At 65.8% G+C, this 24,723-nt stretch carries 19 protein-coding genes; 7 read left to right on the forward strand and 12 right to left on the reverse strand.

The annotated features are described in order from the left end of the window. The first annotated feature begins 317 nt into the window (after positions 1-317). Positions 318-1,253, forward strand: a complete 936-nt coding sequence (locus tag N5C28_RS04080; RefSeq protein ID WP_279820475.1) for a LysR family transcriptional regulator — start codon at positions 318-320, stop codon at positions 1,251-1,253. Between the two features lie 7 nt (positions 1,254-1,260). Here N5C28_RS04080 and N5C28_RS04085 read toward each other — a convergent pair whose 3' ends face one another. The 4 genes from N5C28_RS04085 to N5C28_RS04100 all read right to left on the reverse strand — a co-directional run bounded on the left by N5C28_RS04085 (position 1,261) and on the right by N5C28_RS04100 (position 6,365). Next, a complete protein-coding gene (locus tag N5C28_RS04085; RefSeq protein ID WP_279821064.1) occupies positions 1,261-2,202 on the reverse strand; it encodes a DJ-1/PfpI family protein in 942 nt (313 codons plus the stop codon). Positions 2,203-2,602: 400 nt separating this feature from the next. Then, positions 2,603-4,405 (reverse strand): ATP-binding protein, encoded by a 1,803-nt coding sequence (locus N5C28_RS04090; protein WP_279820476.1) that lies wholly within the window; start codon positions 4,403-4,405, stop codon positions 2,603-2,605. A 162-nt stretch (positions 4,406-4,567) separates the two neighbouring features. After that, a complete protein-coding gene (locus tag N5C28_RS04095; RefSeq protein WP_279820477.1) occupies positions 4,568-5,107 on the reverse strand; it encodes a hypothetical protein in 540 nt (179 codons plus the stop codon). A gap of 238 nt (positions 5,108-5,345) precedes the next feature. Further along, the gene (locus N5C28_RS04100) at positions 5,346-6,365 is read right to left on the reverse strand and encodes an AraC family transcriptional regulator (protein WP_279820478.1); all 1,020 of its coding nucleotides are present in this window, start codon (positions 6,363-6,365) and stop codon (positions 5,346-5,348) included. Positions 6,366-6,616: 251 nt separating this feature from the next. On the opposite strand from N5C28_RS04100, the gene N5C28_RS04105 reads away from it, so the two are divergent. Next, positions 6,617-7,456: a metal-dependent hydrolase gene (locus N5C28_RS04105; protein WP_279820479.1), complete on the forward strand. Its 840-nt coding sequence runs from the start codon at positions 6,617-6,619 to the stop codon at positions 7,454-7,456. 309 nt (positions 7,457-7,765) lie between these two features. On the opposite strand, the gene N5C28_RS04110 is transcribed toward N5C28_RS04105, so the two are convergent. The 5 genes from N5C28_RS04110 to N5C28_RS04130 form a co-directional block, all read right to left on the reverse strand. Then, on the reverse strand, positions 7,766-8,707 hold the full coding sequence (locus N5C28_RS04110; protein ID WP_279820481.1) for an alpha/beta hydrolase: 942 nt from the start codon (positions 8,705-8,707) through the stop codon (positions 7,766-7,768). Positions 8,708-8,882: 175 nt separating this feature from the next. Next, a complete protein-coding gene (locus tag N5C28_RS04115) occupies positions 8,883-11,618 on the reverse strand; it encodes a LuxR C-terminal-related transcriptional regulator (RefSeq protein ID WP_279820483.1) in 2,736 nt (911 codons plus the stop codon). 218 nt (positions 11,619-11,836) lie between these two features. Further along, positions 11,837-13,204 (reverse strand): DUF1329 domain-containing protein, encoded by a 1,368-nt coding sequence (locus tag N5C28_RS04120; RefSeq protein WP_279820485.1) that lies wholly within the window; start codon positions 13,202-13,204, stop codon positions 11,837-11,839. 31 nt (positions 13,205-13,235) lie between these two features. Continuing rightward, positions 13,236-15,188 (reverse strand): DUF1302 domain-containing protein, encoded by a 1,953-nt coding sequence (locus tag N5C28_RS04125; RefSeq protein WP_279820487.1) that lies wholly within the window; start codon positions 15,186-15,188, stop codon positions 13,236-13,238. A gap of 230 nt (positions 15,189-15,418) precedes the next feature. Further along, positions 15,419-17,101 carry a fatty acid--CoA ligase gene (locus N5C28_RS04130; protein WP_279820489.1) on the reverse strand — a complete coding sequence of 561 codons (1,683 nt, stop codon included), beginning with the start codon at positions 17,099-17,101 and terminating at the stop codon, positions 15,419-15,421. A gap of 183 nt (positions 17,102-17,284) precedes the next feature. Between N5C28_RS04130 and N5C28_RS04135 the strand changes: the two genes are divergently transcribed. Beyond that, a complete protein-coding gene (locus N5C28_RS04135) occupies positions 17,285-18,460 on the forward strand; it encodes an acetyl-CoA C-acyltransferase (RefSeq protein ID WP_279820490.1) in 1,176 nt (391 codons plus the stop codon). Between the two features lie 188 nt (positions 18,461-18,648). Here the strand turns inward: N5C28_RS04135 and N5C28_RS04140 are convergent, their stop codons facing one another. After that, positions 18,649-19,278 carry a LysE family transporter gene (locus N5C28_RS04140; RefSeq protein ID WP_279820491.1) on the reverse strand — a complete coding sequence of 210 codons (630 nt, stop codon included), beginning with the start codon at positions 19,276-19,278 and terminating at the stop codon, positions 18,649-18,651. Positions 19,279-19,358: 80 nt separating this feature from the next. Here N5C28_RS04140 and N5C28_RS04145 point away from each other — a divergent pair, with 80 nt between their 5' ends. The 4 genes from N5C28_RS04145 (at position 19,359) to N5C28_RS04160 (ending at position 22,735) form a co-directional block, all read left to right on the forward strand. Continuing rightward, the gene (locus N5C28_RS04145) at positions 19,359-20,324 is read left to right on the forward strand and encodes a 2-hydroxyacid dehydrogenase (RefSeq protein WP_279820492.1); all 966 of its coding nucleotides are present in this window, start codon (positions 19,359-19,361) and stop codon (positions 20,322-20,324) included. A gap of 27 nt (positions 20,325-20,351) precedes the next feature. Next, positions 20,352-21,350, forward strand: coding sequence for a class I SAM-dependent methyltransferase (locus tag N5C28_RS04150; RefSeq protein ID WP_279820494.1), 999 nt, complete (start codon positions 20,352-20,354; stop codon positions 21,348-21,350). A gap of 246 nt (positions 21,351-21,596) precedes the next feature. Beyond that, positions 21,597-22,181: a TMEM165/GDT1 family protein gene (locus N5C28_RS04155; RefSeq protein WP_279820496.1), complete on the forward strand. Its 585-nt coding sequence runs from the start codon at positions 21,597-21,599 to the stop codon at positions 22,179-22,181. Positions 22,182-22,291: 110 nt separating this feature from the next. Further along, positions 22,292-22,735, forward strand: coding sequence for a ketosteroid isomerase-related protein (locus N5C28_RS04160; RefSeq protein ID WP_279820498.1), 444 nt, complete (start codon positions 22,292-22,294; stop codon positions 22,733-22,735). 7 nt (positions 22,736-22,742) lie between these two features. Here the strand turns inward: N5C28_RS04160 and N5C28_RS04165 are convergent, their stop codons facing one another. Both N5C28_RS04165 and N5C28_RS04170 read right to left on the reverse strand, forming a co-directional pair. Continuing rightward, positions 22,743-23,732: an NAD-dependent epimerase/dehydratase family protein gene (locus N5C28_RS04165; RefSeq protein WP_279820499.1), complete on the reverse strand. Its 990-nt coding sequence runs from the start codon at positions 23,730-23,732 to the stop codon at positions 22,743-22,745. Between the two features lie 63 nt (positions 23,733-23,795). Continuing rightward, positions 23,796-24,617 carry a M48 family metallopeptidase gene (locus tag N5C28_RS04170; RefSeq protein WP_279820500.1) on the reverse strand — a complete coding sequence of 274 codons (822 nt, stop codon included), beginning with the start codon at positions 24,615-24,617 and terminating at the stop codon, positions 23,796-23,798. Positions 24,618-24,723: the final 106 nt, after the last annotated feature.

The following is a 24,723-nucleotide window of genomic DNA, read 5'->3' on the forward strand; positions in this document are numbered from 1 at the left end:
CGTGCGGGGGCAGTTCGGCTGCTGTTCATGTCGCGTCTGCCTTCCTTGTGAGTGAACGGAGCGCACCGGTGCGCTGGCTCATCCTAAAAGCCAGTCCGATCAGAGGGTTAGGCCAGAAAACCCTGAGTTTCTGCCAACCGTTCCGATACCCGAGGACGGCGCGCCATACCCAGGCATGGCAGCACTGACCTCAGGTACAACTGACGCCCCCGGGGCGCGTGCGTAAGCTGGACCGACGTCGATCGAGGGTGCCCTGGCGCGGCGATCCGTCGTTCGAATCCACTTACCTGAGCGGCCCCGGCCGGACGGCGAACCTGATGAACAGAAATGACCTGCGGCGTGCCGACATCAACCTGCTGGTTGTCTTCGAAACCCTGATGCGCGAGCGCAACCTCACCCGCGTGGGTGAAAAGCTGTTTCTCGGCCAGCCGACCATCAGCGCGGCGCTGGGGCGGCTGCGCTCGCTGTTCAACGACCCGCTGTTCATCCGCGTGGGGCGGGCGATGGAGCCCACGGCCCGGGCCGAGGAAATTCATGCGCGGCTGACGCCAGCCCTCGACGCCATCGCCGCGGCCCTGGCCAGCAGCCAGACCTTCGACCCGCAGACCAGCGACACGGCGTTTCGCATCGGCCTCTCGGACGACGTCGAATACGCCATGCTGCCGCGCTTCATGCAGCGCCTGCGCGACGAGGCGCCGAACATCACCCTGGTGGTGCGCCGGGCGGACCAGTGGCAGCTGCCGCAGTTGTTGGTGGCGGGCGAGATTTCCCTGGGCATCAGCCACACCGAGGACCTGCCGGCCAACTCCCGGCGCATGAACCTGCGCCCGATACGCCCCATGCTCCTGCACGCCGGCGCTGCCGCCGAGCCCCTGGACCTGGACGCGTTCTGCCAGCGCCCCCATGTGGTGGTGTCGTCGATGGGCAATGTCACCGATGAGACCGACCGGGCCCTGAGCCGCCTCGGCCGGCAGCGCAAGGTGGTGCTGGCGGTGCCGCAGTTCAGTTGCCTGCCGACGCTGCTGGCCAACAGCGACCTGGTCGCCCTGGTGCCGGACTACGTGGCCCGGGCCATGGCCCAGCGCGAGGGGCTGAACGCAGACCGTGCACCGCTCGACCTGCCGGTACCGGACCTGTCCATGGCCTGGCACGGGGCGAGCCACAACGACCCACGGGAACGCTGGTTGCGCTCGCGCTTCAGCGCCTATTTTCGCCAGTGGCAGGAACGCCCGGACTCGCGGGCGGTGGCCTGAGAAGGGTTCAGTCGAGCCGCGAAAAACGGCTGCGATAGTCCCGCGGGGAGATCGACAGGTTGCGCTGGAAGGCGCTGCGCATCCGCTCTTCATCACCGAAGCCGCACAGGCGCGCCACCTGGTCGATGTTGCGCGGCGAGCTTTCCAGCATGCGCCGGGCCGCTTCCAGGCGGAACAGTTCGATGGCCTTGGCCGGGGTGCGGCCGGTCTTGAGCTTGTAGACCCGGGCGAAGTTGCGCGGGCTCATTTTCGCCTGCTCGGCCAGGCGCTCCACCGTGAGTTTGTCGTTGCCCAGGTTGTCCGCCAGCCAGACATGCAGGTCGTCGAACACGCTGCTGTCGTGGGACTGCGACTGCAGCAGTTCGCTGTACTGGGCCTGGCCACCGGGACGCTTGAGGTAGACCACCAGTTCCTTGGCCACCTGCATCGCGACCTCGCGGCCGCAGTCGGCCTCCACCAGGGCCAGCGCCAGGTCGATGCCGGCGCTCACCCCGGCCGAGGTCCAGACAGTGCCCTGCTGGATGAAGATCGCGTCGGCATCCACCTCGACCTCCGGAAAGCCGTGCTTGAGCGTGTCGCACATGGCCCAGTGCGTGGCGGCGCGCCGGCCATCGAGCAGCCCGGCCTTGGCCAGCAGAAACGCGCCGCTGCAGACCGAGGCGATGCGCCGGGCCTGGTGGCCGGTGTCGCGCAGCCAGGCCACCAACTCGTGGTAGTCGTCCAGGGTACGGCAGATATCCGGGGCGCCCGGCACGATGAAGGTGTCCACCGGCGCCCCGCCCAACTGGTCCAGGCGCGTGGTGTTCACCGCCAGGCCTTCGACCGTCTGCATCAGGCCGCCTTCCAGGCTGGCGGTCTGCAGCTGATAACCGGGCAGGCCGCGTTCATGGCGGGCCTTGGTGGCGGCCCAGAACACGGTCTGGGCGCCGCTCAGGTCGAGCAGCCCCATCTGCTGGTAGGCGACGAAGATCACGTGCCTGGGCTGATCCAGGGCATGCGGGATGACCGCCTCCGCCGATTGCGTGTGTGCCGCTTGCGCGCCTTGGGACCCCACCATCGCTGCACGTACCCTGCCGGTTGAAAAAGGGCTGCCGAAATACGGTCTGCGCCGCGGCCTGTCAAGCGAACCGCCCCGGGAGCCGACGCCCGGCACACAGGCGCCGGAAGTGGCGGAAATCCGGGGTTATCCGTCAGGGCACAGGGTGTCGCAGCGCCGTAGGATGCTTGAGGATAGGCCAGTTTCGTGCCGCGTTCACGCCACGATTTGGCCGGGCATCGGCGTGCCCAGGGAGGCGCTCGGGTAACGGTCATCGCGAGGCCCGAACGGGCCCTGGTGAGAGTCGGCAGGTTCAGCCGTGTTTCGCGGTCGATTGGGCCAGCGCGGGCAACGAACAATGGAAGGCCGCGCCGCCCGCCAGGCGCTCGTCGACCCAGATCCGCCCGCCGTGCCGTTCGACGATGGCGCGGCAGATGGGCAGCCCCATGCCCATGCCATCGGTCTTGGTGGTGAAGAAGGGGTTGAACAGCCTGGGCAGCGCCTGCGGGTCGACCCCCGGCCCGGTGTCGGTGACCACCAGCAACGGATCGCCCTGGGCGTCGCGCCAGACGCGCACCCGCAGCCGGCGCTCGCCCTCGGGGCAACCCGCCATGGCCTGGATCGCATTCATCGCCAGGTTGACGATCACCTGCTGCAACTGCACGCGGTCCCCGCGCACCGCCAGGACCTCGGCGGTCAGCGCCACCGACAGCAGCACGCCGTTGTGCACCGCCTCGCGCTGGACCAGCGCCAGGGCGTCCTCCACCACTTCGCGCAGATCCAGCGGTACGTACTGCGGGTCGGATTTTCGCGACAGCGCCCGGATGCGCAGGATGACGTCGCTGGCCCGGCGCACCTCGCTGAGAATGCGCTCGATGCCGCTGCGCACTTCCCTGATATCCGGCTCGGCATGCTGCAACCAGCGCAGGCTGGCTTCGCCATTGGCGGCCATGGCCGACAGCGGCTGGTTGACCTCATGGGCGATGGAGGCGACCAGCTCGCCCAGGGTCGTGACTCGGGTGACGTGGGCCAGCTCGACCTGGGATCGGTGCAGGGCCTCCTCGGCGATCTTGCTGGCGGTCACCTCCATCAGCGCGCCGATGTACTCGCAGTTGCCGGCCGCATCCAGCACCGGGTGGGCAAGCAGGTGCACATGCTTGATCCGCCCGTCCGCCATGGCCAGGCGGAACTCGACGTCCAGCGTCGGCTCGCGCCCGAGGGCACCGGCGATCACCTGTTCGATGATGCCGCGGTCATCAGGGTGGGTGGCCTGCAGGATGCCTTTGAGCGCCGGCGGCTGCTCGGCCGGGAACTCGAACAGGCGCAGGGCCTCCTCGGAAAAGTACAGCTCGCCGCCGGGCACCCTGAACCCGATGCTGCTGGTGCGGCTGATGCGCTGGGCACCGGCCAGGAATGCCTCGCTGCGGCGCAGCGCTTCCACCGCCTGGTTGCGCTCGGTGACGTCGTTGTGGGTGGCGAGGATGGCCACCGGCCGCCCGTAGCGGTCGCGCAACAAGGCACAGCGGCAGGCCACGGTGATCGCCTCGCCGCTGCGTCGATGGACGTCCAGCTCGCCTTCCCAGGTCCCGGTGCGGTGCAGCGTGCCCAGGATTTCGCCCATGGGCCGGGGGAAGCGGGTCTGCAGCAGCGCATGCAGGTTCTGCCCCTGGGCTTCCTCCTGGCACCAGCCGTAGAGCTTCTGCGCGCCCGGGTTCCAGCGGGTGATGATGCCCGCGAGGGTGCGGATGATGATGGCGTCGTGGGTCTGCGACAGCTCCTTGAGCTGCACCTGCAGTTCGTCGTTGGCCACCTTGTTCTTGAGCGCGAAGACCGTGGTGATGGTGATGGCGATCAGGCTCACCACGCAGCGGATGGACGCCGGCGTGGCCACTTCGCCGGGGTGGGAAACCAGGAAGGAAATGGCCGTGAGGGCCATACAAGTCACCGCCACGACCAGCACCCCCCGGCGACTGAACACCTCCACCGCGATCAGGATGACCGTCACGTAGAGAACGGCGACGGCGATCTCCAGGCCGGTCACGGTGTCAATGATGAAAATCAGCGCCGCCAGCGCCAGCGCGCCCATTCGCAACAGGGTTTCTCGAATCGTCTGCATGCGCCTGCATCACCTGGGTTGACCGTGTGGGGCGTGACGCCGGTGAAAGGCAGGCGACATCCCGCTCGGCAATGACACGCAGCCGGAGCATAGGTCGATGTGACGAGGGGATGAACTATACCTAGGTGTCTGTGCGGGACACCCCGGGATGGGCGGCGAGGGTCATGGCCTGGACCGGCAGGCCGCCAGCACGCCGCTGACGGCCAGGGTCTGCCGCTCCGGCTCGGGGCTCAGCAGGTGGCGGATGCGTCGCACCAGATCGAGGCTGGCGTCATTCAGCACGTTCAGTGGCTCGCCCCGGGTCGCGACCTGCTCCAGCAGGTGCTGGACGGCCCCGGTCAGCGTAGCCAGCTCATCACAGTCGCGCTGCACGCTGGCGAGGCAGAGGGTGAAGGAGGTGTCATCGAACCACCACGGCGCCGCGTCCAGATTCCCCGGGCCGACGAAGCCTCCCAGCTCACGGATGTACCCCGCCTGCGCCACCAGATGCCGTCCGGCTGTCATCGCCATGTCCCGCAGCACCGTACGCGGCACCTTGAAACTCACCTTGCGCAAGCGCCACTGGGCCCGCTGCAGGCTGACATACAGGTCGCGCGTCGTGTCGTGCTGGCGCAGCAACAGGTCGATCAGCTCCACCCGGTTGTCACGCGACAGGGGCCTGGCCAGGATGGCCACCGCGTGGGGTTCTGGTGCATGACGCATGGTGACGCTCCTCTTCCGGTGCCTCGATGGGCCGAGCGGTGTATCGATCCTGGGAAAAACGATACGCCTGGCGCCACGCGCCAACACTTCTACATGCAGGTGAAGCGGCTCATACCCTCGAATGCGGTCCCCATACGTACGTTCACCGCGGCGTGTCACGGCCGGGTCTCGCTCTACGCCCGCAACGTCACCAACAACGACTACATCGAAACCATCGCCAACTGCTGAGCGTGGGGCTCTAAGGCTCTACGCGGTACTCGCTGGGTGGCTTGCCCGTCCACTTCTTGAACGCGCGGCGGAAGTTCGAGGGGTCGCTGAAGCCCAGCAGGTAGGCGATCTCGAAGAGCGGCAGGTGGGTGGTGGTGAGGTACTGCAGGGCGAGTTTCTTGCGCACCTCATCGAGCACCTGCTGGTAACTGGTGCCCATGCCCGACAGGTGCCGGCGCAGGCTGCGCCCGCTGGTGTGCAGGGCGCGGGCGGCGCTGTCGAGGTCGGGAAACTCGCCTGGGCGTGCCAGCAACAGGCGGCGCACCCGGGTCAGCAGGTCGTCCTGCACGTCCAGGCTGGACAGCAGCGCCTCGCACTGCTGCTCGCACATCTGCACGGTCGCCGGGTTGGCCAGGGCCATGGGCCGCTCCAGGTAGGCACTGGGCATGCTCAGCCAATGGCAGGCCTGGTCGAACGCCACCGGCACCCCGAACAGGCGCTCGTAACGCTCCGCATAGCCGGGCGCGGCGTGGGCGAAACCCACCGCCATGCCCTCCAGGCGTTCACCGACCAGAAACCGCGCGATGGTATGCAGGCTGGCCAACAGGCCTTCGGCGGCGAAGCGACCCAACGGTCCCAGGGGCATGCTCTCGCTGGCGCGCAATTCGACCCGGTTGCCCTGCTCGACCATCTCCAGCTCGTAGGTCAGGCCCAGCACGCGGTAGTACTTGAGGGCGAACTGGATGGCCTTGCCCAGGTTGGCGCTGGACAGCACCGCATAGCCCAGGATGCCGTGGGTGGAGACGTTCAGCCGCTGCCCGAGCAGCAGGCCCAGCGCGGGTTCGTCGCAGCGCAACAAGGCGCAACTGGTCAGCTGGTTGAAATCGAGAAAAGACAGTCGTCCCTGGGGATTGTCGAGAATCTCGGGCCGCAGCCGCGCCTCGGCGAACAGCTGGTGGCGCGGTACACCCAGTTCTTCGACCAGGTCGAGCAAGGCCACGGCGTAGGCCACGGGTACCAGTTCAGCGGCGAAGTTGAGCGATGGTTTCATGTGCCTGCGGTGTCGGCCGGTGGCCGCTTATGACCCAGTTCGCCCCACCATAGCCGCGCCCTCGCCCGCGCAGCAAGGCGAACCGGCCAGCCGAAGGTTGGGTCCGTCTGGCCTGCCCGTTTACCGTGACGTGGCGAATCGACACGCGGATGGCCGGAAATGACCGCAAACTTGGCTGTTGTGAACCTGTGCCAACCGCACCGGGACTTCCATAGTGGTGCCATGGTTAATCACAGACTCGAGGAGTCCGTATGGTCAGCACCACACCGGCCGGTTTGCAGATTCGCCCACGGCACATGGATTTCGACCTGCCCAAGCCCCTGCCCCGTCACTGGCACAGCGGCGATGCGTTCAAGAGCCACCTGTTCGATGCCATGTCGGTGCTGTTCCCCGATGGCGAGCGGTTCTTCATCGATTCTGTGCGGCACTTTCGCGACCGCATCGATGACCCGGTGCTGAAGGAGCAGATCCGCGGCTTCATCGGCCAGGAAGGCCACCACAGCCGCGAGCACCTGGAGTACAGCGACCGCCTGCGCGACCTGGGCTACGACATCGAGACCATCGAACGCCGGGCCCGGGCGCGCATTCGCTACACTCAGAAGCGCTTCTCGCCCCAGCGTCAGTTGGCGGCCACCGCGGCCCTGGAGCACATCACCGCGATCATGGCCGACGGCCTGCTCAAGGACGCCCGCGTCATGGAGGGCGCCCACCCGACCATGGCGCGCCTGTGGCGCTGGCATGCCCTGGAGGAAACCGAACACAAGGCGGTGGCGTTCGACGTGTACAACCAGGTCTGCGGCAGCCGCCGCCTGCTGCGCAGGGCGATGGTGATGGGGACCTTCTTCTTCGTCCTCGATACGACCCGCGGCCTGGTGCATATGCTCAAGCGTGACGGTTTGCTGTGGAACTGGCGGGTGTGGCGCGACGGCCTGCGCTGGACCTGGGGCAAGGACGGCGTGTTCCGGCCCCTGCTCGCCACCTACCGCGACTTCTTCCGTCACGACTTCCACCCCTGGCAGCACGACAACCAGGACCTGCTGCACCAGGCCCGCTGGGAGTTCGACGGTGAGCCGGAACCTCGGGTGGCTTGAGGCCCGACCTCCCGGGTATCGCTTCGCTCGACCCGGGCTACGTTCGTACGACCTGCAAACCGTAGGAGAGGCCTTGGCCTCGAGCTCGGCGATTTGTGTTTCGCACCGATCTGACCGCTGAATCAAAAGCTCGCGGGCAAGCCCGCTCCTACAATTCCAGCCCGCGACAGGTCGCTCGATCCAGGCAACGTCTCCGTAGGAGAGGCCTTGACCTCGAGCTCGGCGGTCTGTGTTTCGCACTGATTCGACCGCCGGATGAAAAGCTCGCGGGCAAGCCCGCTCCTACAATTTCAGCCCGCAACAGGGCGTTCAGGCTTGAAGGAAACGCAGGGCGTCGGCAGCGCTTTGTTGGGGGATTTCTTCCATGGGGATGTGCCCGACGCCGGGGTAGGTCCTGGCCTGCAGGTTCGGTGCGTCGCGCTGCCACAGCAGCACGTGCTTGGGCGAGATCCAGCGGTCGCGTTCGCCCCACAGCAGCAGGGTCGGCGTTTCGAGCCGCGCCACCCGCTCCGGGGTGCCGTGCAGCTCCTGGCGGTTGACGGCCAGCAGGATACGGAAGATGTCCATCATCGCCCGGCGGTTGCCCGGTCGACGGGTCAGGTCGTTGTAGCGGTCGATCACCCCCGGCTTGATCCGCGACGGCTCGCCGTACACCTCTTTCACGCCCTGGGCGATCAACGCCCGGGGCATCCACACCGGCATGGCCACCGTCGCGCCTGGCAGCGCCGCGGCGGCGATCATCCAGGGCACCTTGCGCATGGGATAACCCGCCGGGTCGATCAGCACCAGTTTCTCCACACGCTGCGGCGAGGCCAGGGCGAAGTTCCAGGCGATGTAGCCGCCCAGGGAGCTGCCGGCGATGGAGGCCTGCTCCACCCCCAGGTAATCGAGCAACAGCCCCAGCACCCTGACCATGCGCTCGGCCGAATACACGCCATCACGGGCCGGACCGGTCAGGCCGAAACCGGGCACGTCGAAGCGGATCACCCGGTAATCCGCCGCACAGGCCTCGACCCAGCCGTCCCAGGTGTGCAGGGACGCAACGACCCCGTGGATCATCACCAGTGCCGGTTTGTCCCGGCTGCCTTCGTCCCGGTAATGGACGGTGAACCCATCCAGCTCGACGTAGCGCGAACCGGCCTCGGCGCTGCCGTAACGGGCCTTCAGGCGATCCAGCGGCAAGGCGCCGAAACCCAGGCGGGCGAAACCGGCCGCCAGCGGCGGGGCCAGGGAAAGACTGCTAGCGGGCATGGTGTACCTCTGATCGTGGTGATGAACGACAGCGCTCATCACAGCACGCCCTGCGGCCCCTGACGCCTAACCTAGGTTGAGCACCGCCGGTGGGCGCTCAGGGGCGATCGCGGGTATGGGGCGCACCACTCAACCAATGGCCGGTGGGAAGATCGAGGGAAGACGTGTTGCGCCCTCAGCGCAGCAGGCCCAGCCCCTTGGCCCGCGCCACCGCCTGGGTGCGGCGTTCGACGCCCAGCTTGCTGTTGATGTGCCGGGCGTGGGTTTTCACCGTATGCAGGGAGATGAACAACTGCTCGCTGATCTCCTGGTTCGAACAGCCCTGGGCAATCAACTGCAACACCGCCAGCTCGCGGGAGCTGAGCGCGTCCACCACGCCACCCGACGCTTCGGCGGCATCCGCCTCGCCCTCCGGCAGGTGCTCCAGCAAGGCCTGGCGTAGCGGACACGGTGCCAGGCGCGACAGCTGCTCGCGCAGCCAGTGCGGGTGGTGCTTGATCAGTTCGCCGTAGGGCAATAGGCCGCCCCCGCAGGACACCTCGACGGTGGCCGCCAGTTGCTGCTGCGCTTCACGTTCATCGCCTCGCGTACGCAACACCGCCACCAGGTGCACCTGGGCGGTGATCGCCAGCAACTGGCTGCCCGCTGTCTGGGCCCGCTGGCTGAGGGCGCGCAGGCGCCGCTCGGCGGCTGGCAATTCGCCCTGCATGCGCTCCAGCACCGCGCGCTGCAACTCGATGTACAACGGCAGTTGCGGGTGCGATTCCGGCGCCGCCGCGGCCTGCTCGCCGCTGTAGGTATCCGCCAGGCGCTCCAGCCAGGCACCGGCCAGTTCGACCTGCCCCTGCAGCAGCCACAGCTCGCACTTGGCCAGGGTGATCATGGCCAGGTAATAGATCGGCGGGACATCCCAGATGTGCATCAGCCGCTCGACCTCGGCCAGCAGCGCGAACGCCTCCGGCAGCCGGCCGCTGCGCCCTTCCAGGCTGGCCAGCACGCAGTGCCCGATGAGCACGCCGATGTCGCGGCAGGCGCGCGCCTCATTGATGCCGGCGCGCAGGCGCTGGCGGGCCTTGTCCGGTTGCAGGCGCAAGGTCAGCAGGTAGCCTTCGTACAGGCTCAGGCGAGCCCGCGCCCCGTAGGCACGCTGCGAGGACAGGCCACTCAGGCAGCCCTGCCCGTGGCGGACCTCCTCGCTGGCACGCAGGACTTCGCCCCGGGCCTGCAGCACCCGGGCGCGGTCGTAATGGGCCAGGGCTTCGAACAACGGGTTGCCGACCCGCTGCGCCAGCTCCAGGGCCTCACGGTTGAGGCCGCGGGCGCGCCACATGTCGCCCTGCACGATGGCCAGATTGGCCAGGGTGGAAAAACACATCAGGCGCGGCCCGTAGCGCTCCGGCGGCAGCCCGGCCAGGGCCTCGCTGCAGTACTGGGCCGCCCGCGTGCTGTCACCGCGCCCGCGGGCAATCACCCCGCTCAAGGCCAGCCACTGGGCCATCAGGCTGTTCTGCTGGGCGGCCGGTTCGGCGGGCAGGAACCGGCTCAGGTGCCCGGCCAGCTCTTCGGCGGCATCCAGTTGGCAGGCCAGCGCCAGCGCCCAGCCGTACAACACGATCAGCCGAGGGGTGCTGGCCAGCAGGCTGTCCGGCAGGTCCATCTTCCAGCGCAGCAGCGTGGCGACGTTCTGCTCGGCCAGCATCTGCTCTTCGGACAGGCTCTGCACCAGATTGGCCGCGACGTCCGGCTGCCCGGCGCGCAGGGCCTGCTCGATGGCTTCGTCCAGCAGCCCCTGGGCGGTGAACCAGCGGCAGGCCCGCAGGTGCAGGGCAGAGGCCGGCAACGAGCCGCCAACCGGGCGCTCGCGCAGCAGATCGGAAAACAGGTGGTGGTAGCGAAACCAGCGGCCCTGGTCGTCGAGGGGCACCAGGAATACCTGGTGCGCCTGCAGGTGGCGCAGGATCGCCGCGCTGTCATGGGCATCACGCAGGGCGTCGCACAGCTCGGCGCAGAAACGTTCCTGGCACGCGGTTTCGTAGAGAAACGCCTGGACCTCCGGCGGCTGCAGCTCGATCACTTCTTCGAGCAGGTAGTCGCGAATCAGCCCTTCGGCACCGTGGGGCGCGGGCGCCAGTTCCGGCGGCGCGTCGGTTTCCGCCGCGGCCAGCAGCCACAGGCGCAGGCCGGCCACCCAGCCCTCGCTGCGCGACAGCAGCGTGTGCAGGGCATCGCCGGACAGGTGCGCCCCCTGGCTGTCGAGCAAGGCGCAGGTTTCGTCCTCGGTCAGGCGCAGGTCCTGTTCCTGCAGCTCCAGCAATTGCCGGGAAAGCCGCAGGCGTGCCAGGTGCCAGTCCGGCCGCTGGCGGCTGGTCACCAGCAGCACCAGGCCCGCCGGCAGGTGGTTGAGGAAGAATTGCAGGCAGCGATCGAGCACCGCGCCCTGGGCCAGGTGGTAATCGTCCAGCACCAGCAACAGGGGGCGTTCGGGGTCCAGGCGCACGGCCAGTTCATCGAGCAGGCCGTCCAGCCATTCCTCGAAGGCGAAGGGCTGGTGGCGCTGACGCAGTTTCAGCAGGCCCAGGGCATCGTCGCCCAGGCCCGGGTAGAACGGTTGCAGGCCACCGAGCAGGCGTTCGAGAAAGCGCCCGGGGTCGCTGTCGCGGCTGCTCAGGCCCAGCCACAGGCTCTGCCAGTGAGCCGGCAGGCGTTCACAGAATTCGATGGCCAGGGAGCTTTTGCCGAAGCCGGCCGGGGCACTGACCAGCAACAGGCGACCATTCAGCCCGGCCGTCAGCCGCTCGCACAGGCGCGGGCGCAGCACGTAGCCTGACGGCAGTGGCGGACGGAAATAGTGCCCTTCTGCGGGGGACGCCGCGGGCAGCGCGAAACGGTGCGAACGAGAAAGCTCTGTCATCACCCGGCTTCTTGGTCTGGTCTGTCCATGAGGGTGTATCAATGCCAGCAGCCTAGCCCCTCGGGCCAGGGTTTAGAAGCCCGATCACACTTATGGATGATTCAAGATACATCGACGGTCATTCCGACGCGGTAACGCGCCGCGCCGCAGGACCGTGCAGGCAAGAAAAAACCGGCCCGAAGGCCGGTTTTCAGTACCGCAGGGGGATGCAACGGTGATTAGCGAACACCCGCCTGGCGCAGCGCGGCCGGGGTGTAGTCGCTTTCGCGTGCCGGGTAGTCGAACTCGTAGGCACTCTTCTCTTCGTTCTTCATACCCAGGGCCAGGTAGCGACCGGACAGCAGGTCGTACAGGGTCTCTACGCTGTACCACGGCACTTTCTTGTCGTAGTAGTGCTGGGCATGGGCCTCGGCGACGCGCCACAGGGTACCGCGACCGTCGTAGTGGTCGATGGCAGCGGCTTGCCAGGTGTCCTCGTCGATGAAGAAGTCACGCTTGGCATAGATGTGACGCTCGCCGGACTTCAGGGTCGCGGTCACGTGCCAGACGCGGTGCAGCTCGTAACGGGTCAGGTCCTGGTTGATGTGACCGGCCTTGATGATGTCGCTGTACTTGAGCTTCGGCGAGTCCAGGCGGTAGCTGTTGTACGGGATGTAGATTTCCTTCTTGCCGTTGAGCTTCCACTCGTAGCGATCCGGAGCACCGTTGTACATGTCGAAGTTATCCGAGGTGCGCAGGCCGTCGGCTGCGGTACCCGGACCGTCGTAGGACACCTGCGGGGCGCGGCGTACGCGACGCTGACCGGCGTTGTACAGCCACGCCAGACGCGGCTCCTTCACCTGGTTGAGGGTCTCGTGCACCAGCAGCACGTTACCGGCCAGGCGCGACGGTGCGGTTACCCGCTGCTTGAAGTAGAACAGCACGTTGCTCGGCTTGCTGGTGTCGGCATCCTTGAGCGCACCGCGGAAGGTGAACTCGTCCTGGAAGTACACCAGGCTGTAGGAGCCGTTCGGCTGCGGGGTGGCCTGGGTCACCAGGCGCTTCACGCTGCCACCGCGGTAGCGGGTGATGTGGTTCCAGATCGCTTCCAGACCGTCCTTCGGAATCGGGAACGGGTTGGCCTGGTCGAAGTTTTCCAGGCCGTTCCCCCCCTCCACCAGCTTGGTGTTCACCGCGTTGTTCTTGGTCGCGGCGATGATCGAATCCGGCACGTTGGCCGAACGGTGGGTGGTGAACACCGGCATCTTGTAGCTGTCCGGATAACGCTTGAACATCGCCAGCTGGCCCGGGGTCAGCTTGTCCTTGTACTGCTCGGCGTTCTGCGCGGTGATGGTGAACAGCGGCTGCTCGTTGGGGAACGGATCGGACAGGAAGCCCGCCGAATCCACGGTACCGGCGTTGGTCGGCAGACCACCGGTCCAGGCCGGGATCGAGCCATCGGCATTGCCAGCCATTTCAGCGCCCAGCGGCGTCAGGGTGGTGCCCAGCTTGGCCGCCTCTTCGGACGACACCGCCGCCATGACGCTGCACGCCATCAGCGACAGGGTCAGGACACCGGTTTGCAACAGACTTTTTGTTGTTTTCATAAGTAGAGTCTTCCTCAAATTTCCTGGCCGCTTAGAAGTTCATGCCGAAGCTGAGAGCCACGAAGTCGCGGTCAATGGAGGTGTTGTACTTGCCACCAAAGAAGTCGGTGTACGACAGGTCCGCGGTGTAGGTGTTCTGGTACTCGGCGTTCAGGCCCAGGCTGACGGCCTTGTTACCTTCGTTGAACAGACCGTTCGGACCATAACCGTCCACGTCATGCGACCAAGACACGCTCGGGCGCAGGTTCACACCGGCGAACACGTCCGGGTAGTCCCAGATGGCGCGAGCGCGGTAGCCCCAGGAGGTGGAGGTCACGAAGCCGTCGTCATTACAGTGCTTACGGGCGTTAGCAGCATCAGGGCTGGTGGACCCGTTAACGGTCAGGTCATTCAACAGGCCGCAAGTAGCGGTACCCGCAGGGAACCCAGGAGCAGTGACATTCGGCAACTGCCCAGGACCAAATACCGGATCACGACCATAGCGACCGTTGCTCGTATTCTCCAGGCCACCGACGTGAACAACAGCAACCTCACCCACCAAGGTCAGACGGCTTGCACCCATGACCTGATCAAAGAAGTGAGTAAGCGTGGTCTGGAACTGGGTGATTTCCTTACGGCTGTAACCATGCAGGTCTTGTCCTGGCGTCGCGGACAGCGGAGACGCGCCACTGAAGAAGCTGGTGCCGCCCTCCAAGGGAGTGACTGCTGAGAACAGGATATCGGTGGTGTTGTAAGCAACCGGCGCATTGGGACGATAGCTCAGTTCACCGCTCCAGGCGGAGCCTGTGGGCAAGGTCGTGGAGAAGCTCATGCCGTAAAGACGAATATCTTCTGGATACTCCATGAAATAGGAGGAGTTACCCGCCAGAATCAGCGCAGCAGCCGGGCCAGTTGCCAGAGGGGCCGCCGGGTTATACACCTGGTTGGCCGCCGCATATACGTTCGCTCCCGGAGCAGTGGCGCTCAGGAACGGGGTACGGCTGTGGTAGTTCATCGCATAGAAGCCGAACTCGGTATCGAGCGGCTCGGCGAAGTAACGGAAGGCCAGCCCCCACTGCCCGCTGTCGCGTGCATCACGGTCACCGGCGCGCTTCACCAACACACCTTCGGAATTGCCATCGATATTGCCGATGGTGCCAAAGAGGCCAGTGCCATTGAGCCCGTTAATAATGCCGTTGACGGTTGCCTGGCTAGTCGGGTTGTTAGTCAACAACCGCAGGCCATCATCACAACCGTCGGCCGCCACATCTGCCTGCGAGAAGAAAGTGCCGCAGTTATCAATAACGGTCTGGTCCCACTCCAACTGATAAAACGCCTCCATCGAGAGGTTGTCAGTCAGGCTCTGGGACACGAAGAACATGTTGACCGGAATCAGGCCTTCTTTGATTTCCGCGCCAGGACGGCGGAAGGCCGCGACATCGAGCGGGTTGATCGAGTTGATGCTGTTCAGGATGAAGGTACTTTCACCCCAGCTCACAACCTGCTTGCCCAGACGAACGCTGCCTGGCTGATTGCCAATGGCGTAGTTGTGATAAACGAAGGCGTCGAGGATTTCCCCGCCGGATGCCTGGGCGCCTTCTTTACGGTTATGGTCGTCGATGTCCTTGAACTGACGGCTTTCATCCTTCAGTTCGAAGTCGTACCAGTACTTGCCACGGACGAAAACACCCGTGTCGCCATACTTCAATTCCAGGTCATGGATGCCCTTGAAGATCTTCGAGAAGGTTTCACCCTTCTTGAAATTCAAGCGGCCATCATCAGTGGTCTGCGACAGGCCTTGCCCGCCATTGTTAACACCGATCAGATCCCTGTCAGCGTCGCGCACCGACCAGCTTGCCCCCACGGACAGCGAGGAGTCGAACTGGCCTTCGATTTCACCGATGTTGAAAGTAACGCCGAATGCTGGGGCGGCGAGGGTAGATGCGAGGCTGACGGCCAGCGGCAGTTTTGCCAGGCGCCAGAACGGTTTTGTAATTGTTGTCATCGACGCTACTCCATGTACTTTTTTTGTTATGGATGGTTCGGACTATAGCCAGCGGGTGATTCTGCTTGATCCCTCGAAAGTGTGATTTGCAGCCCCAGGCACTCTGGCTCGCTGGTTTCGGCGGACTAGTCAATTCCGCGACAAGCCAAGAATGGCTCGAAAACAGCAATTAGCAAGCCAAACGCTTGTTTGACTGATCAGTCACACCGCCGGCACTCCATTTCCGGGCCTCAGACCGTGGACAAAAATGTGCTGCCTGCGGCCTGCCATTGGGCGATATCCACGCGGATGCGTTTCTTATCGAGCTTGCCGACACTGGTCTTGGGAATTTCAGTAACAAGGGCGATCTGCGTGGGGATGGCCCACTTGTTGATGTGCCCCTGCTCCACGAATGGCTTGAGGTGTTCCTTGAGTCCCTTGGCGTCCAGCGCCTGCCCTTCGCGCGCCACCAGCAGGGCGAACGGCCGCTCGCCCCACTGCGGATCGGGCACCCCGACCACCGCCACTTCGCGCACCGCCGGGTGACGGCTGATCAGGTCCTCCAGCTCCAGGGAGGAAATCCATTCGCCGCCGGTCTTGATCACGTCCTTGATGCGGTCGCGGATCTCGATGAAGCCCATGCCGTCGATCGTGGCGACGTCGCCGGTGTGCAGCCAGCCATGCTCCCAGAGCTCCTCGCCCTTCTCCGGCTCGCGGAAATAGCCCTGGGTGAGCCAGGGTGAGCGCAGCACCAGCTCGCCCTGGGCCTCGCCGTCGGCCGGCAGCAGCGCACCGTCGGCGGACATGATCGCCGCCTCGACCAGCGGTACCGGAACGCCGGCCTTGATGCGGTAAGTGATGCGCTCGTCTTCGCTGCCCTCGCGCAACTCTTCGTTGAGGTAGGCGCAGGAGATCAGCGGGCAGGTCTCGGACATGCCGTAGGCGGCGGTCAGCTGGATGCCGCGGGCCTTGGCCGCGTCGTACAGCGCCCGGTTGAGCGCGCTGCCGCCGATGATCATTTTCATCCCGCCGAAATCGTGCCCCTGGGCATTCGGCGCGCCCAGCAGCATCTGCAGGATGGTCGGCACGCAGTGGGAGAACGTGACCTTCTCCGACTTGATCAGGTGGCACAGCATGTCCGGCTCGTAACGCCCCGGATAGACCTGTTTGACCCCCAGCATGGTCGCCACGTACGGCACGCCCCAGGCGTGCACGTGGAACATCGGGGTGATCGGCATGTAGACGTCATCGGTACCCATCAGGCGGATGCTGTCCAGGCTGCCCAGGGTGCTGGCCATCGACAGGGTGTGCAGCACCAGCTGCCGGTGGGTGAAGTACACGCCCTTGGGGTTGCCGGTGGTGCCGGTGGTGTAGAAGGTGGTGGCCACCGAGTTCTCGTCGAAGTCGGCGAAGTCGTAGCTGGGCGAAGCCGCCGCCAGCAGGTGCTCGTACTCGCCCACCAGGCCCGGCAGGTCGGCCTGGGTCTCGTCGCCATCGGTGAGCAGCAGGGTTTTCTCGACCGTGGTCAGTTGGCCGGCGATCCCCTTGTACAGCGGCACGAACTCGGCGTTGACCAGGACGAACTTATCCTCCGCGTGGTTCATGGTGTAGAGAATCTGGTCCGGCGACAGGCGGATATTGATGGTGTGCAGCACGGCGCCCAGCATGGGGATGGCGAACATGCACTCCAGGTAACGGTGGCTGTCCCAGTCCATGACCGCGACGGTGTCACCGGCCTTGACCCCGGCACTGGACAGCACGTTGGCCAAGCGGGCCACCCGCTCGTTGAAGATGGCGTAGCTGTAACGCACGCGGTCCCGGTAGACGATTTCCCGGGTTTTCTCGTAGCGCCCCCCGGACAGCAGCAGCCGCTTGATCAGCAACGGGTAGGGGTGAGCATTGGGTGCAGGGGGAATGATGCGGGTTGGCAGCATGGCAGTTACCTGGGGTGGTTTTCCGATGAGATGCACTCTAGAGCGGTTGCCACGGGGCAAAATCAGTCAAAAGAATGATTTGAAACGTGACTCTATGGCCACTTTCAGTCACACGATAGAATCGAGCAAACGTGCGGTCGCAATCCGTCACGGCCAGACCACTTACGTATAGAGGTAACTGCAATGTCCGATATCGTCATCGTCAGCGGCGCCCGTACGCCCATGGGCGGCTTCCAGGGCAACCTGTCGAGCGTGCCGGCCGTGGACCTGGGCGCAGCCGCCATCCGCGAAGCCGTCGCCCGTGCCGGCATCCAGGCCGCCGATGTCCAGGAAGTGATCATGGGCTGCGTGCTGCCCGCCGGCCTCAAGCAGGGCCCGGCCCGCCAGGCCTCGCTGAACGCCGGCCTGCCCAGCGCCACCGGCTGCACCACCATCAACAAGCTGTGCGGCTCCGGCATGAAAGCGGTGATGCTGGCCCACGACCTGCTCAAGGCCGGCACCAACCAGGTGATGGTCGCTGGCGGCATGGAAAGCATGTCCAACGCGCCCTACGTGATCGAGAAGGCCCGCACCGGCCTGCGCATGGGCCACGGCGAGATCAAGGACCACATGTTCCTCGACGGCCTGGAAGACGCACGCACTGGCCGCCTGATGGGCTCCTTCGCCCAGGAAACCGCCGATAAATACGGCATTACCCGGGAACAGATGGACGCCTACGCCATCGAGTCGTTGAAACGCGCCCAGGCCGCCATCGCCGACGGCTCGCTCGCCGCCGAGATCGTTCCGGTCACCGTCACCACGCGCAAGGGTGAGGTGCTGGTGAAGGACGACGAGCAGCCGCTGACCGCCAACCTGGAAAAGATTCCCGGCCTGAAACCGGCGTTCCGCAAGGACGGCAGCATCACCGCCGCCAACGCCAGCTCGATCTCCGACGGTGCCTCGGCGCTGGTGCTGATGACCGCCGAAGAAGCCGCCCGCCGCGGCCTCAAGCCACTGGCGAAGATCGTCGGCCACGCCACCCAAAGCCAGGACCCGAGCGAATTCACCATCGCTCCGATCGGCGCTATGAGCAACCTGTTCAAGAAGACCGGCTGGAGCAAGGACGAGGTCGACCTGTTCGAGATCAATGAAGCCTTCGCCATGGTCACCATGCTCGCCATGCGCGAACACGGCCTCGACCACGCCAAGGTCAACGTCTACGGCGGCGCCTGCGCCCAGGGCCACCCGGTGGGCTCGACCGGCTCGCGGATCATCCTCACGCTGATCAATGCCCTGAAGAACACCGGCGGCAAGCGCGGCGTGGCCTCCCTGTGCATTGGTGGCGGCGAAGCCACGGCGGTGGCGGTCGAGCTGCTGTAACCGTCAGCCTGAAATGAAAAAAGCCCCGCCAGCGCGGGGCTTTTTCTTGGCTGCTTGGAACCCCACTGCCCCCTGTAGGAGCGGCTGGGTGGCAATCCGATTGCCCGCGAGCTCTTCGCTCTACTTTCAGATCACCACGAGGCTAAAGCCGACAAGCTCGCGGGCAAGCCCGCTCCTACAAGAATGCCTTACCGCAGTTCGGTGAACGCCAGCTTGATGCCCAGCCCCACCAGCACCACGCCCATCAGGCGGTCGAACCAGTGGCCGAGCCGGGCGAAGCCGGCGCGTACGCGTTGCTGGCTGAACAGCATCGCCACCAGGCAGAACCACAGGGCCGTGGCCACGGCGAGGTAGACGCCATAGCTGGCCTGGACGGCCAACGGGGTGTGGGGGTTGATCACCACGGTGAACAACGACAGGAAGAACAGCGTGGCCTTGGGGTTCAGGCCATTGGTCACGAAGCCGGCCATGAACGCCCCGCGGACGGAGCGCTCGTCGATCACACGGCCGGGCTCGGCGCTGGCCGGGTCGGCCGGCCGGGCGCGCAGGGCCTTGATCCCGATGTAGAACAGGTAGGCGGCGGCCAGCCATTTCAGCGCATTGAACAGCATGACCGACTGCGACACGATCAGGCCGATACCCATCAGCGAATAGGCGACGTGCAGGAAGATCGCCGACCCCACACCCAGCGCCGTGAACACCCCAATGCGACGCCCGTGGGCCACGCTCTCGCGCACCACGACGGCGAAGTCCGGCCCCGGGCTGGCGACCGCCAGCAGGTGGATAAGGGCCACGGTAAAAAACTCGGTCCAGTACATAGGGGCTCCGCATCGGCGAATGAGGTCTGTTAGGCTCGCCACATTACGCCCTCAACGCCCTGGAATTAAAGGTACAGCTGATGAGCAATACGAGCCGCGCAGTCTTTCTCGACCACAGTTCCCTCGACCTCGGGGACCTGGACCTGACACCGCTGGCCCAGTGCTTCGACCACCTCGAACTGCACGGGCACACGGCACCGGAGCAGGTGGCCGAACGCCTGCAGGGTGCCCAGGTGGCCATCAGCAACAAGGTGACCATCGATGCCAAGACCTTCGCCGCCTGCCCGGACCTCAAGCTGGTGCTGGTCACCGCCACCGGCACCAACAACATCGACCTGGCGGCCGCCCGCGAACACGGGGTGACCGTCTGCAACTGCCAGGGCTACGGCACCCCGTCGGTGTCCCAGCACACCCTGATGCTGCTATTGGCCCTGGCCACCCGCCTGCCGGATTACCAACAGGCGATCCGGGGAGGCGCCTGGGAAAAGGCCCAGCAGTTCTGCCTGCTGGATTTCCCCATCGTCGAACTGGAGGGCAAGACCCTCGGCCTGCTTGGTCATGGCGAACTGGGCAGCGCAGTCGGTCGCCTGGCCGAAGCCTTCGGCATGCGCGTGCTGCTCGGCCAACTGCCGGGCCGCCCTCCACGCGCCGACCGTATCCCGTTGGATGAACTGCTGCCGCAGGTCGATGCCCTGACCCTGCACTGCCCGCTGAATGCCGACACCCTGAACCTGATCGGCGAACGCGAATTGAACCTGATGAAGCCCACGGCCTTCCTGATCAACACCGCCCGCGGCGGGCTGGTCAACGAAGCGGCCCTGGCCGACGCCCTGCGCCGCGGCCACCTGGGCGGCGCCGCCACGGATGTGCTGACCCAGGAACCTCCGCGGGACGGCAACCTGTTGCTGGCCGGCGATATCCCGCGCCTGATCATCACCCCCCACAGCGCCTGGGGCAGCCGCGAGGCCCGGCAGCGTATCGTCACCCAGGTCCAGGAGAACGCCCAGGCGTTCTTCGGCGGTGCGCCGCGTCGCGTAGTCAGCTAAGCTGCGCGGCTTTTTTGAGGAGCATCCATGGACCCGCGAAGCGAAGTGCTGCTGCGCCAGGCCGAGCTGTTCGGCGGCCCGCTGCTGATCGCCGGCCTGCCGGCCGATGACCTGCTCGGCCAGTTGCCCGACGCCCGGGGCTGGACCTGGCACGCCGGCGACCAGGCGACCCTCGAGGCCCGCTTCGCCGGGCGCAGCCATTTCGGCGTCAGCCCGCCCACCGGCGGATTCGACGCCGCCGTGCTGTTCCTGCCCAAATCCCGCGAATTGACCGAGTACCTGCTCAACGCCCTGGCCGCGCAACTGGCCGGGCGCGAGCTGTTCCTGGTCGGTGAGAAACGCGCCGGGGTGGAGCGGGCTGCCAAGCAACTGGCCGCCTTTGGCAAGCCGCGCAAGCTCGACAGCGCGCGCCACTGCCAGCTCTGGCAGGTACGGGTGGACGAGGCACCTGCCACGCCGGACCTGGAGGCCCTGGCCCAGCGCTATGCACTGCAACTGCCCGACGGCCCGCTGACCATGGTCAGCCTGCCGGGCGTGTTCAGCCACGGCCGTCTGGACGTGGGCAGCGCGCTGCTGCTGGAGCACCTGGAGGCCCTGCCGAACGGCCACATGCTGGACTTCGGCTGCGGAGCCGGTGTCCTGGGCGCCACGCTCAAACGCCGTTACCCCGACAGCCGGATCACCCTGCTCGACGTCGATGCCTTCGCCGTGGCCAGCAGCCGTCTGACCCTCGCAGCGAACGCGCTGGAAGGCGACGTGATCGCCGGTGACGGCATCGACCATGCACCCCACGAACTGAGCGTGATCCTCAGCAACCCCCCCTTCCATCAGGGCGTGCACACCCATTACCAGGCCACCGAACACCTGTTGCGCGAGGCCGGCCGCCACCTTGCACCCAAGGGGCAATTGCGCCTGGTGGCCAACAGCTTCCTCAAGTACCCGCCGCTGATCGAGCAGCACCTCGGCCCCTGCCAGACCCTGGCCGATGCCCGCGGTTTTCGCATCTACCGGGCGGACAAGCGCTGAAACGGGCTTGCCCAATTCCCGGGCCTTGGGCAAAATGGCGCCCGTCCTAGGGGAGTAGTCTCCCGCGAGCGCCCTGCTCGCCCGGTACGCGTCAACACACTTGCTCCGCAGAGCATGGCGCGTGCGACCCAAGGCCCACACAGAGGGGCCTGCGGTTTGACAAGACCTATGACACGCACACCTTACCCGGGGCGGGAAGGCTGTACGTGTCATAGCCGTGTCGACCCGCCCCCTTTAGGAAGCCTGATGTTCGAATCCCTGCTGGTACCTACCCTGATCGTTGCCTTGGCCGAAATCGGTGACAAGACGCAGCTGCTCGCCCTGCTGCTGGCCGCCCGTTTCCGCAAGCCGTGGCCGATCATCTGGGGCATCGTCGTGGCGACCCTGGCCAACCATTTCGCAGCAGGGGCCATCGGCAACTGGGTCGCCGGCTTCTTCTCCCCGGCCACGCTGAGCTGGATTCTCGCCGCCAGTTTCGTTGCCGTGGCCCTGTGGACACTGGTTCCCGACAAGCTCGATGAAGACGAGGAGTCCGGCCTGAAGAAATACGGCCCGTTCCTCACCACGCTGATCGCTTTCTTCCTGGCCGAAATGGGCGACAAGACCCAGGTCGCCACCGTCATGCTCGCCGCCCAGTATCCGCACTTCGTGCTGGTGGTCATCGGCACCACCCTGGGCATGCTGCTCGCCAACGTACCGGTGGTGCTGGCCGGCAACTTCGCCGCCGAGCGTCTGCCCCTGACCCTGATCCGGCGCCTGGCCGCCTGCGCCTTCGCCGCCCTGGCGGTGTACGCGGGTTATCAGGCGATCATGCTGAGCACCGCCCCCTGACACCCCATTGACGTCAGTCGACTGGCGTTTCGGCCAATGCTTCGCGCGCCCTCCCCTCGCTAGATTGAGCAAGAACTTGCGCATTCACTACGACAGCCACGGAGAGCACCATGTCGTTGGACGAGCGGAAAAAGGTGGTTCGCCAGCATATCGACCTGTCCTGGAACCGGGGCTGCCTGGCCCTGGCCGAGCAGTCGCACAGCAAGGATTTCCTCTACAAGAGTTCCTTCCTGGGGCGACCGCTCAACGGTCAGGCTTTCGCCCAGATGGTCCAGGAAATCCGCCACGCGATGCCGGACCTGGAAGTCCTGGTGGAGGAATGCATCGCCGAGGACAACAAGGTGGTGACCTGGTGCACGCTGATGGGAACCATCCAGCGCCCCGCCCTGGGTTATCTGCCAAGCGACAAGGTGCTGAGCATCTCGGCCATGGCGTTCTGGACGCTGAATCACAGCAACGAGATCCAGGAAATCTGCACCATGTTCGACATGGAGAGCTTCCGCGCGCAGCTCGGCCTGGAAACCCGCGCCTACGCCGAAAAAGCGCTGCCCTGAACGCGGATCAGCGCTCGATCATCCCTTGCTCGCGGAACCACTGGAGGGTACGCGCCAGCGTGTCATCCAGTGACTGCCGCGCAACGAAACCCAGTTCGGCCTGGGCTTTCGCCCCATCGAGAAACTGCCCGCCGGCCATCACCGCGATCGCCGTGTCATCCAGCAGCGGCAACTGGCCGGTCAGCGCGTAGCGCATCCGCCCCAGGGCCGCGACGCAACGGGCGGCCAGCAGCGGTACGGGCCGAGGCGCCGGTACGCCCAGCAGCCCGGCAATGCGTGCCGTCAGGTCAGACAACGCGATGTTCTCGCCCGCCAGCACATAGCGCTCCCCCACCCGCCCTTTTTCAAGGGCCAGCACCAGCCCACGCCCGGCTTCGGCCGCGTCGATCACATTGCGGTTACCGGGGACATAACGGGTCATGCTGCCGTTGGCGATGGCGGTGATCAGCCGGCCGGTGCTGGGCCCGGCATCGAATTCACCCAGGGTCATGCCCGGGATGCCGATCACCACTGGCAAGCCGGCACGGGCCTGCTCCCGCGCCTGTTCATCCAGCGCCCATTTGCACAGCAGGTAGGGGTTGCGCCAGCGCGGCATGCCTTCATAGAACAGGCCTTCGTGTCCTGGCAGCCCCTGGGGGTGCCGCGGCAAGGCGATGGCGGCGCCGACATACAGGATGCGCGGCACCGCCGCAGCCAGGCAGGCCGCATAGAAATGGTTGTTGAAGTTCAGGGCCGTGGCGACTTCATCCTGCCAGGGCCGGGGGCGTGTCGGGTAATGCCCGGCACAGAAGATGACGCCATCGAGCCCCTGCATGGCCCGGGTCAGGGCCTCGTGGTCGAGCAACTCGGCCGCGCGGCTTTCGCCCTGCAGGTAGTCCAGGCGCTCGATGCGCGACGAGGGTCGGTGAATCAGCACCAGCTCATGGCCGGCGGCGCGAATGGCACGGGCCGCGTGGTGGCCCAGCAGGCCCGTGGCCCCGAGTACCGCAATCTTCACCCCAAATCCCTCTGGTAGGTTGCCTGGCAACCCGGCGTCCTCACGAACGCCGGGCACGGTCCGTCAGCGCGACGCCTTGGCCTGCTCGTACAGCGGCATGACCTTCGGAATCGCCGCCTGCAAGGAGGCAATGCGGCTGCTCGACGACGGGTGGGTGCTCATGAACTCCGGCGGTGCACCCTCGCTGGCCGCGGCCATTTTCTGCCACAGGCTGACCGCGGCATTGGGGTTGTAGCCACCACGGGCCGCCAGCTCCAGGCCGATCAGGTCCGCTTCGTTCTCGTTGCCGCGGCTGTTGGGCAGGGTCAGGCTGTACTGCACCACGGTGTCCGCCATGGCCATGGTGCCTTCGCCCAGGCCGAACAACGCACCGGCGCCCTGCTTGGCCACCTGCACGCCATAGGCCTTGGACATGGCCTCGCGGCCGTGTTCGCGCAGGGCGTGGGCCATTTCGTGGCCCATGATCGCGGCGATCTCGTCGTCGGTCAGCTTGAGCTTTTCGATGATGCCGCTGTAGAAAATGATCTTGCCGCCCGGGCCGCAGTTGGCGTTCAGCTCGGGGCTGTCGATCAGGTTGACCTCCCACTGCCACTGCGCCGAATCCGGGCGGAACAGCGGGGCCTGCTTGATCAGACGATCGGCGATAACACGCAGGCGCTTGGCGTTGGCGCTGTTCTTGTCCAGTTTGCCCTGGCCCGAGGCTTCGCTCAGGGTCTGCTGGTAGGACTGGGCGTACATCTGGTTGACCTCTTGGGTCGACAGCATGCTGAACATGTATTGCTTGCGCTCGACCCCGACCGCACCACCGCTGGTGGTATTGACGGCTTGGCATCCTGCCAGCATCAGAGCCGCGGCCAACGCGGATAACGACAACGACCGATTCATGCTGAATCTCCTGGTGAATAAGGCCCGTATGCTAGGCCGCGGGCTCAAGCCCGGCAACCACCAGGCTTGCAGGTTGCGCAACCAGCGTCTTACATCAGCTCGGCGG

The sequence above is a fragment of the Pseudomonas sp. GD03944 genome, assembly GCF_029839275.1.
In the GTDB taxonomy this organism is placed as follows: Bacteria; Pseudomonadota; Gammaproteobacteria; order Pseudomonadales; family Pseudomonadaceae; genus Aquipseudomonas.